Below are 14,571 nucleotides of genomic sequence, written 5' to 3'. Positions count from 1 at the left end.
GGGGGGGGCCCCCCCCCCCCCCCCGGCCGGGCGGACGGCAGGGCGGGACCGAAGTGGACCAGCCGTCGATACGACCGGCGAAGGGAGTGTTTATCGTCAGGCAGACGACTATGATCGCCGCATGCCCTACGACCCGTCAGCCTTTCCGCCCTTCGCTGTCACCGTGGACCTGGTCGTACTGACCGTGCGCCGCCATGAGCTGTGCGCGCTGGCGGTACGCAGGGGCGAGCCGCCGTTCCAGGGGCGCTGGGCACTCCCCGGCGGTTTCGTACGGGCCGACGAGGACCTGGCGCAGGCGGCGGCCCGGGAACTGGCGGAGGAGACCGGGCTGCGGGTGCACGACCCGGCCGCTCCCGCCCAGGACAACGGCGCGCACCTGGAACAGCTCGCCACCTACGGCGATCCCGAGCGTGACCCCCGGATGCGTGTGGTCAGCGTCGCGCATCTCGCCCTGGCCCCCGACCTGCCCGCACCCCGGGCCGGCGGCGACGCCAGCAACGCCCGCTGGGCGCCGGTCGGGGAACTGCTGCAGCGGGGCGGTCGCGGCAGGGACCCCGAGCCGGTGGCGCCGCTCGCCTTCGACCACGCCCAGATCCTGTCGGACGGGGTGGAGCGCGCCCGTTCCAAGATCGAGTACTCCTCGCTGGCGACGGCCTTCTGTCCGCCCGAATTCACCGTCGGTGAGCTGCGCCGGGTCTACGAGGCGGTCTGGGGCGTGGCGCTCGACCCGCGCAACTTCCACCGCAAAGTGACGGGCACGCCCGGCTTCCTGGTCCCGACCGGAGGCACGACCACCCGCCAGGGCGGCCGCCCCGCCCAGCTCTTCCGCGCCGGCGGAGCCACTCTGCTCAACCCCCCCATGCTGCGTCCCGAGGTCTGACGCGGGGACCGCTCGGCCCACCGTCAGGCCCGGCGCCGCGCACGTCCGGTCCGCAGCACGCCCCGCTATGCCCGGAAAACCCGAATTGGCGCGCTATCTTGCATTGGGTGATCCAGGCCATCGGACTGACCAGCAGCCCCCGCAAAGAGCTCCCGCCCGCCGTCGACGACGTCTCCTTCGAGGCGCGGGCGGGACGCGTCACCGCTTTGCTCGGAGCACCGGGAGCCGGTAAGACGGCGGCGCTCGGGCTCATGCTCGAACTCCAACGCGGGCGTGGCATCACCTACTTCAGAGGGCGCCCGCTGCACCGCATCCCCTGTCCCGCCCGGGAGGTCGGCGTACTGCTGGGCGAGGTACCGGGACACCCCGCGCGCACCGTCCGAGGGCATCTCCGCATGCTCTGCGCCGCCTCGGGGGTCCCGGGGCGCCGTGCCGACGAAGTCCTCGAAGCGGTGGGGCTCGTGAGCCTGCGCGACGAACGCCTCGGCACCCTGTCGCGCGGCATGGACCGCCGCCTGGGGCTGGCCTGCGCGCTGCTCCCGGACCCGCACACACTCGTGCTGGACGACCCCGGACAAGGACTCTCCGCCCGGGAGGCACACTGGCTGCACGGCGTGCTCCGGGCGCACGCGGACCAGGGCGGCACGGTGCTGTGCACCACGGCCGACCCGAAGGAGGCCGCGCGGATCGCGGACCACGTGGTCACCCTGGAAGGGGGAAGGCTCGTCGCCGACCAGGAGGCCGGGGACTTCCGCCGCACCAGACTGCGCCCCCGAGTGGCCGTGCGCAGCCCGCACGCCGCGCGGCTCGCGGCACTGCTCGCCCAGGAGGCGCGCTCCGCGCAGCGGTCCGTCGAGGTCGTACAGGAGGGCGGCAACCGCCTCTGCGTCTACGGCAGTACCTGCGCGGACGTCGGTGAGACGGCGTTCCGCAACGGCATCGTCGTCCATCGACTGGCGGATGAGGTGGGCGACATGGGCCCCGGTGCCGGGGCGGCCGGAGGGGCCGCGGACGAGGCGGAACCGGCGGCGGACGGTGACCAGCCGCCACCGGCCGCCGCCCCGGCCGGGGAGGCCTCCCTCTCTCCCGTGCCCGGTGACCGGGACCCGTACGGGGAAACCGGTACCGAGGACGCCCTGCCGGCCGCCCGGCGCGGCCCGGGGCGGCCAGGCCGCGGCATGCGCCACGCCGACCACTCCTCCGGCGGAGGGGACGGCCTGCCGCCGCCCGTCTCCGTACGCCCCGCGCCCCGGCCCCTGCGACCCGTGCGCTACGAGATCCGCCGCGCCACCGGGGTCCGCACGGGGTTCCTCGTCGGGGCCGGTGTGCTCCTCGTGTCCGCGCTCACCGCCGTCCTGCTGGCCCGCGTCGGGCACACCCCGCAGCCGCGTCTGCTGGCTGCCTGGCCGCGGGAGTTGCCGCTGCCGCCCGCGGCCCTCGGGGCGGGGCTGCTCGGCGCGCTGGCCTTCGGTGACGAGTACCGGCACCCGGCGCTGGCGGCGGACCGCGGCACCGTCCCCCGGCGGCTGGGGCTGCTGACCGCGAAACTCCTCGTCGCCTCGGTCACCGCACTGGTGCTGGCCGTCCTGACCATCGGATGCGATGCCGAGGTGCTCTACCTCGTCTACGGACGGGAGGTCGTCGGGGTTCCCGCCGACTGGCTCCCGCTGAGTGCGGGGTGGCTCGGCCTCGTGACGGGGTGTGCCTGTGCCGGTGTACTGGCGGCGGGCGTCTTCCGGTCCACCACCGCCGGGGTCGCCGCGGTCGTCGCCGTGCCCCTCCTCGTCGTACCCCTGGTGCACAAGGCGCTGGACGCGCCGTCGGTGCGCACCCCGGCCCTCCTCTCGGAGCGGTTGCGCGAGGGGCTGCCGCTCGGCTGGCCCTTCGGCGGGGAACGCCACCTGGACGCGGTCCTGCGCCTGATCGCCCAACCCGTGGGCGGAGCACTGACGTTGTCGCTGGCGGTGCTGCTCTGCGCGTACCTGCTGACCGGTCTGCGGAACAGGGTCCGATGACGACCGAACGCGAACGTATCAGCCCGCCTGTGCCCACAACTCATCGCGAAAAGCTCACTTCTTTACGATAAGGCGTCAATTGCGACGGGGTGAGCGATCACCCTTTCGTGTGCTTTTCACCAAAGACCTCAAGGGAGTTGGGAGCGGCGCCGACAAAGGATGCGTGAGTACCCTTGCGCACACCATGATGACCGCCGCCCGCTCCGCAGACTCCGGCCTCGCGAGCCCGGGCGAACTCGACCGCTACCCCTTCGGCGAGGCGCCCCCCGCCGACCGCGTCGGGGCCCCCGCCTGGGACGGCGCGGACCCGGAGCTCGGCCGTGTGAGCCGGCGCGCCGCAGGCAGCCGGGGACGCGGGCTGCACGGCCAACTCGTCCAGCAGTTGGGACAGATGATCGTCTCCGGGGACCTCGGCGCCGACCGCCCGCTGGTGCCGGAGGAGATCGGCCAGCGCTTCGAGGTCTCCCGCACCGTCGTCCGCGAGTCGCTCCGTGTCCTGGAGGCCAAGGGTCTGGTCAGCGCCCGGCCCAACGTCGGCACGCGCGTGCGGCCCGTCAGCGACTGGAACCTCCTCGATCCGGACATCATCGAGTGGCGGGCCTTTGGACCGCAGCGTGACAACCAGCGTCGTGAGCTCAGCGAGCTGCGTTGGACGATCGAGCCGCTCGCCGCCCGGCTGGCAGCCGGTCACGGGCGGGAGGACGTCCAGCAGCGACTGTCCGACATGGTGGAGATCATGGGGCACGCGATGGGGCAGGGCGACGCGCTGACCTTCGCCCGCGCCGACTCCGAGTTCCACTCGCTGCTCATCCAGGTCGCGGGCAACCGGATGCTGGAGCACCTCTCCGGGATCGTGTCCGCCGCGCTGCAGGTCTCCGGCGGTCCCGTCGCCGGATGTGAGCGGCCGACCGAGGCCTCGCTGGCGCACCACGGCCGGATCCTCGACGCCCTCGCGGGCGGCGACGGCGCGGCCGCCGAGGCCGCGATGCGGCAGCTCCTCACCGTCCATCCCGAGGTGGAACGCGTGGTGCCCGCGCCGCGCGAGCACTGACCGGGTTCCCTGGACGGCCCGGTGCGGTCTGCCACCCCCCTCCTGTGGCAGCGCCCCGCTCCTGAGCCGTCCCCGTCGGACCCTGTGGGATCATCGGCGATCCCGCGGGGTCCGACGGCGAGAAGGGCGGCGGAGGAGCTCGGGGAGACGCCCCGCTCGCCCCTCTATGAACGTTCTGTTCCCACATGCGCACTTCTGATCATTTACGAGGTGTGACTCGGGCCACGCGGATTGGGCGTAACGCTCCCGGAGGGAACGCGATGACCTAAGAGGTGACAGCCGCGGAGGGAATACGGACGCCAGTCATGGCGCTGTGCATCTTCCCGGCCTCTGTCCGCGCCGTCGGCCCAATCCCCAAGCCGGCGGTCGGCTCCTGTTCCCCCGTGGACGGGGCCGGAAGCCGTTTTCCAACGTTCCGAGAGGTTGTTCGTGTCGGCCAGCACATCCCGTACGCTCCCGCCGGAGATCGCCGAATCCGTCTCTGTCATGGCGCTCATCGAGCGGGGAAAGGCTGAGGGGCAGATCGCCGGCGATGACGTGCGTCGGGCCTTCGAAGCTGACCAGATTCCGGCCACTCAGTGGAAGAACGTACTGCGCAGCCTCAACCAGATCCTCGAGGAAGAGGGTGTGACGCTGATGGTCAGTGCCGCAGAGCCCAAGCGCACCCGAAAGAGCGTCGCAGCGAAGAGTCCCGCCAAGCGCACCGCCACCAAGACGGTCGCGGCCAAGACGGCGACCGCCCGGAAGGCCACCGCCGCGGCCGCACCGGCGGCGCCCGGCGACGACGCGGCCGTCGACGAGGAGGCACCCGCCAAGAAGGCGGCTGCCAAGAAGACCACGGCCAAGAAGGCGACCGCCAAGAAGGCCACGGCCAAGAAGGCGACTGCCAAGAAGACCGCGGCGAAGAAGGACGACGCCGAGCAGGCCGACGAGGAGACGACCGAGGAAACCAAGGCGGAGGAGCCCGAGGGCACCGAGAACGCCGGTTTCGTGCTCTCCGACGAGGACGAGGACGACGCGCCCGCCCAGCAGGTCGCCGCCGCTGGTGCCACCGCCGACCCGGTCAAGGACTACCTCAAGCAGATCGGCAAGGTCCCCCTGCTCAACGCCGAGCAGGAGGTCGAGCTCGCCAAGCGCATCGAGGCGGGCCTGTTCGCCGAGGACAAGCTGGCGAACTCCGACAAACTGGCGCCGAAGCTCAAGCGCGAGCTGGAGATCATCGCCGAGGACGGGCGCCGCGCCAAGAACCACCTGCTGGAGGCCAACCTCCGTCTGGTGGTCTCCCTGGCCAAGCGCTACACCGGCCGCGGCATGCTCTTCCTGGACCTGATCCAGGAGGGCAACCTCGGTCTGATCCGCGCGGTGGAGAAGTTCGACTACACCAAGGGCTACAAGTTCTCCACGTATGCCACCTGGTGGATCCGCCAGGCGATCACCCGCGCGATGGCCGACCAGGCCCGCACCATCCGTATCCCGGTGCACATGGTCGAGGTCATCAACAAGCTCGCGCGTGTGCAGCGCCAGATGCTCCAGGACCTGGGCCGCGAGCCCACCCCGGAGGAGCTGGCCAAGGAACTCGACATGACCCCGGAGAAGGTCATCGAGGTCCAGAAGTACGGCCGCGAGCCCATCTCCCTGCACACCCCGCTGGGCGAGGACGGCGACAGCGAGTTCGGCGACCTCATCGAGGACTCCGAGGCGGTCGTCCCGGCCGACGCGGTCAGCTTCACGCTGCTGCAGGAGCAGCTGCACTCGGTGCTCGACACCCTGTCCGAGCGTGAGGCGGGCGTCGTCTCCATGCGTTTCGGTCTCACCGACGGTCAGCCGAAGACCCTCGACGAGATCGGCAAGGTGTACGGCGTCACGCGCGAGCGCATCCGCCAGATCGAGTCCAAGACCATGTCGAAGCTGCGCCACCCGTCACGCTCCCAGGTGCTGCGCGACTACCTCGACTAGGCGCACCGCCACGACGCGTCGTCGTGCGCCGCGTCCGTGGAGGCCCGGCTCCCGTCCTCGGGAGCCGGGCCTTTCCGCTGCCGTGGGGGTGCGGGCTCGGGAGAGGTCGATCACTGTGGGTGCTTCAGGAGCACCCCATTGTGAGGAGCGCGCATGCGACGTCGTCTTGCCCGGGCCCTGGCCCGGCCGCTGGCCCTCGCAGCGGCGGGAGGCGTGATACCGCTGGTCTCGGCCGGTCCGGCGGCTGCCGACAGCATCGTCGTCGGCGGGTTTCCCGTCGAGGTTTCGGAGAGTCCGTGGACCGTGGCGCTGTCCAGCCGTGACCGGTTCGGAGGTACGCGGGCGGGGCAGTTCTGCGGGGGCGTGGCGGTCGGCCGGACCACCGTGCTCACCGCGGCCCACTGCATGGACAAGGAGGTGCTGGGGGCGCCGCCGGAGCGGGTGCGGGACCTCCGGGTCATCGCGGGGCGCACCGAACTGCTCTCGGACCGTGGCCAGGAGATCGCCGTACGCGACATCTGGGTGAACCCGGGCTATGACGGGGCCACCAACTCCGGGGACTTCGCCGTGCTCGGTCTGGCCGAGCCGCTGCCGCCGGGCTCGGTCATAGGCATGGCCGGGGCCGGAGATCCCGCCTACCGCGCGGGTACGGCGGCCACGGTCTACGGATGGGGGGACACCACGGGATCCGGCAGTTACGCCGGCCGTCTGCACGCGGCGCGGGTACGGGTACAGACGGACGCGCAGTGCGAGCGCGCGTATCCGGGGGGTGCCGAGGGAACCTACCGCGCCCGGACGATGCTGTGCGCGGGAGAGACGGCCGGCGGGCCCGACGCCTGCCAGGGGGACAGCGGCGGACCGCTGGTGGCGCAGGGGCGCCTGATAGGTCTGGTGTCGTGGGGCGCCGGCTGCGGCTGGGCGGGCAGCCCCGGTGTCTACACGCGCATCTCCGACGTTCTGCGGACGCTCGGGTGGCAGTAGGCCAGGGCGGGGCCGGGAGGGCGCCTGGGGGCCGCTGAGCGGCACAGGGCGCCTGCCGGTGCGGGCGCACGCGAACGGGCGGTCGCCTCCGAGGCGGAGGCGGCCGCCCGTTCGCCGGCCTGTGCCAGTCTGCTCGTCGTCGGACGCGAGGTGTCAGCGGTCTTCGTCGGAAGGTGTCGCCGGAGCGGTCAGCCGCTCCGTCTCGTCCTGTATCTCGGCGGCGATCTTCTTGAGTTCCGGCTCGAACTTGCGGCCATGGTGGGCGCAGAAGAGCAGTTCTCCGCCGCTCAGCAGGACGACGCGCAGGTATGCCTGGGCGCCGCAGCGGTCGCAGCGATCGGCGGCCGTCAGGGGGCTCGCGGGGGTCAGAACAGTAGTCACGTCGCCTCTTCTCTAGCTCGACGAGCTGTCGTACCAGGGTCAACATCCAACCAGCCCCAAAACGTTCCCGCTCGTGGCTTCTCCTCGAAAAAATCTTTCGAGGTGGGTGGCTGTTGCCGGTTGGCGGCGAATGTGCCGTAGTGCGTGTCTGATGTGTCGTACGGATTCGCGTTCGTATCGGTGGTCGGTCCTCCCGGCCGGGTTGCCGGTTGTTCATGAGGACGTGCCCGGAGCCTAAATGGTTCATGCCTGGAAGGGAACGTGATGTGTGCTTCACTCCATCGAGGGATCGAACAGGCATGCGACGCTCGACTAGGGTAGGGCGGAGACGAGGGTGGCGTGACAACGGCTCTACCAGGCCTCGGTACCCTCTCACCGGTGACTCAAGCCGCGCCCTTACCCGTGAGGGCCCCATCTGAAATTCAGCGAGGAGCGAACCGCGTGACCGCCGAGACGTCCGTGCCGTCCACAGCGCTGCTGGCAGGAGCAGACCGGGACGGTTCCAACTACACCGCGCGGCACCTGCTCGTCCTCGAGGGGCTCGAGGCCGTGCGGAAGCGCCCCGGGATGTACATCGGATCCACCGACAGCCGTGGTCTGTTGCACTGCCTCTGGGAGATCATCGACAACTCCGTCGACGAGGCCCTCGGAAGCCACTGCGACCACATCGACGTGATCCTCCACGACGACGGTTCGGTGGAGGTCCGGGACAACGGCCGGGGCATCCCGGTCGACGTCGAGCCCAAGACCGGCCTCTCCGGGGTCGAGGTGGTGCTGACCAAGCTGCACGCCGGCGGCAAGTTCGGAGGCGGCTCGTACGCCGCCTCCGGCGGTCTGCACGGCGTCGGAGCGTCCGTCGTCAACGCGCTCTCCGCCCGGCTCGACGTGGAGGTGGACCGCGGGGGGCACACCCACGCGATCAGCTTCCGGCGCGGCGTCCCCGGCGTCTTCGCCGGCATGGGTCCGGACGCGAAGTTCGAGGCCGGGAGCGGGCTGCGCAAGACCAAGAGGATCCCCAAGACCCGCAGCGGCACGCGGGTGCGCTACTGGGCCGACCGCCAGATCTTCCTCAAGGACGCCAAGCTCGCCCTGGAGACGCTGCACCAGCGCGCCCGCCAGACCGCTTTCCTGGTGCCCGGCCTGACCATCGTGGTCCGGGACGAGTACGGGCTCGGCGAGGGCGGCAGCAAGGGCGAGGAGTCCTTCCGCTTCGACGGCGGCATCAGCGAGTTCTGCGAGTTCCTCGCCGCCGACAAGCCCGTCTGCGACACCCTCCGGCTCACCGGACAGGGCACCTTCAAGGAGACCGTCCCCGTCCTCGACGAGCACGGCCAGATGACGCCCACCGAGGTCACCCGGGAACTCGGCGTCGATGTCGCGATGCGCTGGGGGACGGGCTACGACACCACGCTCAGGTCGTTCGTCAACATCATCGCCACCCCCAAGGGCGGCACCCACGTCGCCGGTTTCGAGCAGGCCGTCGCCAAGACGATGAACGAGGTGCTGCGCACGAAGAAGATGCTGCGCGTGGCCGAGGACGACATCGTCAAGGACGACGCCCTGGAGGGCCTCACCGCGGTGGTCACGGTCCGCCTGGCCGAGCCGCAGTTCGAGGGCCAGACCAAGGAGGTCCTCGGCACCTCGGCGGCCCGCCGCATCGTGAACACCGTGATCTCCAGGGAGCTCAAGGCGTTCCTGACCTCCACCAAGCGTGACGCGGCCCAGCAGGCCCGCGTCGTCATGGAGAAGGCCGTCGCCGCGGCCCGGACCCGCATCGCGGCCCGCCAGCACAAGGACGCGCAGCGCCGCAAGACGGCCCTGGAGTCCTCCTCGCTGCCCGCCAAGCTCGCCGACTGCCGCAGCGACGACGTCGACCGCAGCGAGTTGTTCATCGTCGAGGGGGACTCCGCGCTCGGTACGGCGAAGCTGGCCCGCAACTCCGAGTTCCAGGCCCTTCTGCCGATCCGCGGAAAGATCCTCAACGTCCAGAAGTCGTCCGTGACGGACATGCTGAAGAACGCCGAGTGCGGCGCGATCATCCAGGTGATAGGAGCCGGCTCGGGCCGGACCTTCGACATCGACACGGCCCGCTACGGCAAGATCATCATGATGACCGACGCCGACGTCGACGGCTCCCACATCCGCACGCTGCTCCTGACGCTGTTCCACCGCTACATGCGGCCCATGGTGGAGGCCGGCCGGGTGTTCGCGGCGGTCCCGCCGCTGCACCGCATCGAGCTGATCCAGCCCAAGAAGGGCCAGGACAAGTACATCTACACGTACTCGGACCGGGAGTTGCGGGACACGCTCATGGAGCTGCAGAGCAAGAACATCCGCTACAAGGACTCGATCCAGCGCTACAAGGGTCTCGGTGAGATGGACGCCGACCAGCTGGCCGAGACCACCATGGACCCGCGCCACCGCACCCTGCGCCGGATCAACCTCACCGATCTGGAGTCCGCCGAGCAGGTCTTCGACCTCCTCATGGGCAACGACGTCGCTCCGCGCAAGGAGTTCATCTCGAGCTCGGCGGCGACCCTGGACCGGTCCCGCATCGACGCCTAGCGGGGCGCACCGGGGCGGAGCGCCTGGCGGCCGCACCGGGCGCGTGCACGGTCCAGTCACCTGATGGGGTGAACCGGAACGGGAAGAAGAGTCAGGGATCTTCCCGTTCTGTCCATCCTTGGGCATGCGACCAAGCAATTCGGGGGACGTCGGGTACGACGATCCCTGGTACGACGCACTGGCCTCGGGCTGGGGCGAGTCGACCGGCGCGAGGGTGCCGCCGGGACGACGCGAACACGAGACCGTGGCGGCCGCCGACGTCTACCTCGACGTACAGCGCAGCGCGGCCTTCCAGGAAGTACGCAGCAGGCACCGGCGGTTCGTGGTCCCGGCGGTCGCGGCCTTCCTCACCTGGTACGTGGCCTACGTCGTGACCGCCACGACCCTGCCGGGGCTGATGGCGCGGCCCGTCGCGGGCGCCGTGAACCTCGGGATGCTGGCGGGACTCGGCCAGTTCCTCACCACCTTCCTGCTCACCTGGGCCTATGTGCGCCACGCACGGCTGCGCAGGGACCGCGCGGCGCTGGAACTGCGCTGGGACACCCAGGAACTGACGCGCGCCCGGGACGGTGTGTCATGACGGCCGATCATCAGACGTCGGCGCTGGTGCTGTTCAGTGTGTTCGTCGCGGTCACCCTGGGCATCACGACCTGGGTGAGCCGCCACCGGCAGGGTTCGGCCGAGGAGTTCTACGCGGGCGGCCGGCTCTTCTCCCCGATGGAGAATGGTTTTGCCATCGCGGGCGACTACATGTCGGCCGCCTCCTTCCTCGGCATCTCCGGGCTCATCTGCCTCGTCGGCTACGACGGGATGCTCTATTCGGTGGGCTTCCTGGTGGCCTGGCTGGTCGTCCTCCTCCTGGTCGCGGAACTGGTCCGCAACTGCGGCCGCTTCACCCTCGCCGACGTGGTCGCGGCGCGCATGCGGGAGCGGCCGGTGCGGATCGCGGCGGGAACCTCCTCGGTCACCGTGTCCGTCCTCTACCTGGTGGCGCAGATGGTGGGCGCGGGGAGCCTGGTCGCGCTGCTGCTCGGCGGCACCGGCGAGGCCGCGCAGGCCTGGACGGTGGTCGGAGTCGGTGTCCTCATGGTGATCTATGTGTCGCTGGGAGGGATGCGGGCCACCACCTGGATCCAGATCGTCAAGGCGGTCCTGCTCCTGAGCGGCACCGTCGCCCTGACCGTCCTGGTCCTGCTGCGCTTCCACGGCGACATCAACCGGCTGCTGCGCACGGCGGCCGAACGCAGTGGTCACGGGGACGCGTTCCTGGCCCCCGGGCTCGCCTACGGCGGGGACTGGACCGCGCGGCTCGACTTCATCAGCCTGGGACTCGCCCTGGTGCTCGGTACGGCGGGGCTGCCGCACATCCTGTCCCGCTTCTACACGGTGCCCACCGCGCGGGCGGCACGGCGTTCGGTCGTCTGGTCGATCGGGCTCATCGGCGGCTTCTACCTGATGACGATCGTGCTCGGGTTCGGCGCCGCCGCCCTCATCGGACCGGACGCCGTACGCGCCTCCAACGCGTCCGGCAACACCGCGGTGCCCCTGCTCGCGCTCGACCTGGGAGGCGGGGCCGGCTCCACGGGCGGCACGGTCCTGTTCGCGATCGTCGCGGCCATCGCCTTCGCCACGATCCTCGCCGTGGTCGCCGGAATCACCCTCGCCTCCTCCGCGTCCGTCGCGCACGACCTGTACGCGTCCCTGCGGCGCCGGGGCGGAAAGCCGTACAGCGAGGTGGCCGTGGCCCGCGTCGCCGCGGTGGGCGTCGGACTGCTCGCGATCGCCCTCGGCCTGCTGGCCCGCGATCTCAACGTCGCGTTCCTCGTGGGCCTCGCCTTCGCCGTGGCCGCCTCGGCCAACCTGCCGGTGCTGCTCTACTCCCTGTTCTGGCGCGGTTTCACCACACGCGGTGCCGTGTGGTCCGTCTACGGGGGCCTGGTCCCGGCCGTGGTGCTGGTACTGCTGTCCCCCGTGGTGTCCGGAAGCCCCGACTCCCTCGTCCCCGGCGCCGACTTCCAGCTCTTCCCGCTGCAGAACCCGGGGCTGGTCTCCATCCCACTGGGCTTCCTCGCGGGCTGGCTCGGCACGGTCACCTCGGCCGAGGTCCCGGACGAGTCCCGGCACGCGGAGACCGAGGTGCGGTCACTGACCGGTGCCGGAGCGGTGTAGCCGCCACAGGGGCAGCAGCGAAAGCTCCGCCATCGGAGCAAAGACGCGACTTCCCCCGCGTCGGGGCGGGTCGGAGCTTCCCTCCGTCCGGGCAGCTCCGCAGGGCCTGAGACGGAAGGCCCCGCCATCCGTAGGCAAGGACGGCACGGTTCCTTCCCCCGCCCCCACGGGGCCGTGACTCAGACGCGGGTCGCCCACGTATAGCGGTGCTCCGGGCGGCCCGCGTCCCCGTACCTGAGGGTCAGCGTGGCCCGTCCGGTGCGCTCCAGGAGTTTCAGGTAGCGCTGGGCGGTCTGGCGGCTCACCCCGGTGCGTTCGGCGATCTCCTGGGCCGACAGCGGGCCGTCGGCGTTCATCAGGGACTGCCGGACCAGCTCCGCGGTGGTGGGGGAGTGCCCCTTGGGCAGCTGCGGCTCGGCCGACGCCGACAACGCCCCGAAGATGCGGTCCACTTCCGCCTGCTCGGCCTCACCGCCGCCGTCGAGGGTGAGCCGCAGGGCCGCGTACGCCTCCAGTTTGGCGCGCAGTCCCGCGAAGGCGAACGGTTTGACCAGGTACTGCAGGGCGCCCTGACGCATCGCCGCCTGTACGGTCGCCACGTCACGGGCCGCCGTCACCATGATCACGTCGGTCTGGTGGCCGCGCCGGCGCATCTCCCGGACGATCTCGAGCCCCGTCCCGTCGGGCAGACAGTGGTCCATGAGCACGAGATCCGGCCGGGGCGGCGCCTCCAGGGCGGCGAACGCCTCGGCCGCGCTGTGCGCCTCCCCGGCGACGTGGAAGCCGGGCACCTTCCCGACGTAGGCGGCGTTGACCCGTGCGACACGGATGTCGTCGTCCACCACCAGGACCTCGATCATCGCGACTCCTCCTCGGCGGTCGGCGGGGCGCAGGCCCCGGTGAGAGCGGGCTCCTGGCCCGGTTCGTCGGTCAGGGCCTCGGGCAGGACGACGGTGAACTCCGCTCCGCCGCCCGGCGCCTCGCCCACGCTCACACCGCCGCCCTGCCGCTCGGCGAGCCTGCGGACCAGGGGCAGTCCGATGCCGCGCTCCCGGTGGGCCGGCGGTTCCTTGGTGGACCAGCCCTCGGTGAAGACCGACTCGCGGTGCTCCGGCGGGACTCCGGGACCCGTGTCGCGCACCACGAGCACCGCGGTACGTCCCTCCGCGCGCAGTTCGACCTCCACACGCGCGCGGGACGCCCCGGCGACGGCGTCGAGGGCGTTGTCCACCAGGTTGCCGACCATGGTGACGATCCCCCGGGAGTCGATCAGCCGGTCCGGCAGCCGGGTCCCGTCGGACACCCCCAGGGCGACCCCACGCTCGGCCGCGACCGTCGCCTTGCCCACCAGGAGCGCCGCGAGCAGAGGGTCCCGGATCTTCTCGGTGACCTGTTCCGAGGTGGCCCGGTGTTCACCGACGACCTCGCCGGCGAACTCCGCCGCGTCGTCGTACATCTCCAGCTCCAGCAGCCCCAGCAGGGTGTGCATGCGGTTGGCGTGCTCGTGGTCCTGGGCCCGCAGCGCGTCGATCAGCCCCCGCGTGGAGTCCAGCTCCCGGCCGAGCCGGTCCAGCTCCGTGCGGTCGCGCAGGGTGGCCACGGCGCCGCCGTCGTCGGTCGGCATACGGTTGGCGACCAGGACCCGCCGGCCCCGGACGGTGAGCAGATCGGTGCCGGTCACCCGGCCGGCCAGTACGTCGGCGGTGCGTCCCGTGCCGAGTGCCTCGTCGGGAGAGCGGCCGACGGCCTCCTCGCCGACGCCCAGCAGGCGCTGCGCCTCGTCGTTCAGCAGACGGACGCGACCGCCGTGGTCCAGGGCGACCACACCCTCCCGGATGCCGTGCAGCATGGCCTCGCGTTCCGCGAGCAGCGACGCGATGTCGGAGAAGGCCAGATCGCGGGTCTGCCGCTGCACCCGCCGGGAGATGAGCCAGGCCGCCAGCGCGCCCACGGCCAGGGCGCCGCCCGCGTAGGCGAACAGCCCGGGGACGGCGTGGATCAGCCGGGCCCGCACACTGTCGTAGCCGATGCCGACCGAGACAGCCCCGACGATCTCCCCGTCGGCGTCCCGCAGCGGGACCTTGCCCCGCGCGGAACGTCCCAGGGTGCCCTGGTCGATCTCCATGACGTCATGTCCGGCCAGTGCCTCACCCGGGTCGGTGGAGACGAGGCCACCGATCCGCCCTGGATCGGTGTGCGACCAGCGCACGCCCCGCTCGTCCAGCACCACGACGTACTCGGCACCGGTGGCCTTCCGGATCCGTTCCGCCTCCCGCTGCACCGGCCCCTCCGGCGACGGCTCCGTGCTCCGGACGTCCTCCGCGATCTGCCGCTGCTGGGCGGTGGTCTGCGCGATCGCGAGCGCGCGGCGCATCGCCTGGTCGTCCAGCTGCTCGCCGAGCGGGGCGAGGAACAGTCCGGTGGCGAGTACCGCGACTCCCGCCGCGATCGCCAGCTGCATCGACAGGACCTGCGAGAACACTCGCCGCGGCAGGCCGAGGCGCAGGCGGCGTGCGGGGGGAGGGGGGCTCATACCCACGACGGTACGCGGACGGCCGCGGGGTGCCACGAGG

11 protein-coding genes are annotated in these 14,571 nt (G+C 71.5%); 8 read left to right on the top strand and 3 right to left on the bottom strand.

Features of this window, described 5'->3' with window-relative positions:
• Positions 1–121: 121 nt before the first annotated feature.
• The 5 genes from HTV45_RS25305 to HTV45_RS25285 all read left to right on the top strand — a co-directional run bounded on the left by HTV45_RS25305 (position 122) and on the right by HTV45_RS25285 (position 6,883).
• Positions 122–880, top strand: coding sequence for an NUDIX domain-containing protein (locus tag HTV45_RS25305; RefSeq protein ID WP_215208180.1), 759 nt, complete (start codon positions 122–124; stop codon positions 878–880).
• A gap of 107 nt (positions 881–987) precedes the next feature.
• Entirely contained in the window at positions 988–2,895 is a 1,908-nt protein-coding gene (locus HTV45_RS25300; protein WP_215208179.1) for an ATP-binding cassette domain-containing protein, read from the top strand.
• 163 nt (positions 2,896–3,058) lie between these two features.
• Positions 3,059–3,946, top strand: a complete 888-nt coding sequence (locus HTV45_RS25295; protein ID WP_215208178.1) for a FadR/GntR family transcriptional regulator — start codon at positions 3,059–3,061, stop codon at positions 3,944–3,946.
• A 429-nt stretch (positions 3,947–4,375) separates the two neighbouring features.
• A complete protein-coding gene (locus HTV45_RS25290; protein ID WP_215208177.1) occupies positions 4,376–5,902 on the top strand; it encodes an RNA polymerase sigma factor in 1,527 nt (508 codons plus the stop codon).
• Positions 5,903–6,055: 153 nt separating this feature from the next.
• Complete coding sequence (locus HTV45_RS25285; protein WP_215208176.1) at positions 6,056–6,883, top strand: trypsin-like serine protease; 828 nt, start codon at positions 6,056–6,058, stop codon at positions 6,881–6,883.
• A 153-nt stretch (positions 6,884–7,036) separates the two neighbouring features.
• Here the strand turns inward: HTV45_RS25285 and HTV45_RS25280 are convergent, their stop codons facing one another.
• Positions 7,037–7,264 carry a hypothetical protein gene (locus HTV45_RS25280; RefSeq protein WP_215208175.1) on the bottom strand — a complete coding sequence of 76 codons (228 nt, stop codon included), beginning with the start codon at positions 7,262–7,264 and terminating at the stop codon, positions 7,037–7,039.
• 441 nt (positions 7,265–7,705) lie between these two features.
• Here HTV45_RS25280 and HTV45_RS25275 point away from each other — a divergent pair, with 441 nt between their 5' ends.
• The 3 genes from HTV45_RS25275 to HTV45_RS25265 all read left to right on the top strand — a co-directional run bounded on the left by HTV45_RS25275 (position 7,706) and on the right by HTV45_RS25265 (position 11,998).
• A complete protein-coding gene (locus tag HTV45_RS25275; protein ID WP_215208174.1) occupies positions 7,706–9,829 on the top strand; it encodes a type IIA DNA topoisomerase subunit B in 2,124 nt (707 codons plus the stop codon).
• A 124-nt stretch (positions 9,830–9,953) separates the two neighbouring features.
• Positions 9,954–10,409, top strand: coding sequence for a DUF485 domain-containing protein (locus HTV45_RS25270; RefSeq protein WP_215208173.1), 456 nt, complete (start codon positions 9,954–9,956; stop codon positions 10,407–10,409).
• On the top strand, positions 10,406–11,998 hold the full coding sequence (locus HTV45_RS25265; protein WP_215208172.1) for a cation acetate symporter: 1,593 nt from the start codon (positions 10,406–10,408) through the stop codon (positions 11,996–11,998). The genes HTV45_RS25270 and HTV45_RS25265 overlap by 4 nt, the downstream gene beginning before the upstream one ends.
• A gap of 179 nt (positions 11,999–12,177) precedes the next feature.
• On the opposite strand, the gene HTV45_RS25260 is transcribed toward HTV45_RS25265, so the two are convergent.
• The gene (locus HTV45_RS25260; RefSeq protein ID WP_215208171.1) at positions 12,178–12,858 is read right to left on the bottom strand and encodes a response regulator; all 681 of its coding nucleotides are present in this window, start codon (positions 12,856–12,858) and stop codon (positions 12,178–12,180) included.
• Positions 12,855–14,531, bottom strand: a complete 1,677-nt coding sequence (locus HTV45_RS25255) for a sensor histidine kinase (RefSeq protein WP_215208170.1) — start codon at positions 14,529–14,531, stop codon at positions 12,855–12,857. The genes HTV45_RS25260 and HTV45_RS25255 overlap by 4 nt, the downstream gene beginning before the upstream one ends.
• Positions 14,532–14,571: the final 40 nt, after the last annotated feature.

The organism is Streptomyces sp. CHD11, from assembly GCF_018638295.1.
Classification (GTDB): domain Bacteria; phylum Actinomycetota; class Actinomycetes; order Streptomycetales; family Streptomycetaceae; genus Streptomyces.
The sequence above is the reverse complement of the archived record's forward strand: the minus strand, read 5'-3'. Positions and strand labels throughout refer to the sequence as shown.

Bases quoted from the DNA above. Each gene is read 5' to 3' on its own strand.
- HTV45_RS25305 (WP_215208180.1), top strand. From the start codon at position 122: ATGCCCTACGACCCGTCAGCCTTTCCGCCCTTCGCTGTCACCGTGGAC.
- HTV45_RS25255 (WP_215208170.1), bottom strand. From the start codon at position 14,531: ATGAGCCCCCCTCCCCCCGCACGCCGCCTGCGCCTCGGCCTGCCGCGG.
- HTV45_RS25260 (WP_215208171.1), bottom strand. From the start codon at position 12,858: ATGATCGAGGTCCTGGTGGTGGACGACGACATCCGTGTCGCACGGGTC.
- HTV45_RS25265 (WP_215208172.1), top strand. From the start codon at position 10,406: ATGACGGCCGATCATCAGACGTCGGCGCTGGTGCTGTTCAGTGTGTTC.
- HTV45_RS25285 (WP_215208176.1), top strand. From the start codon at position 6,056: ATGCGACGTCGTCTTGCCCGGGCCCTGGCCCGGCCGCTGGCCCTCGCA.
- HTV45_RS25270 (WP_215208173.1), top strand. From the start codon at position 9,954: ATGCGACCAAGCAATTCGGGGGACGTCGGGTACGACGATCCCTGGTAC.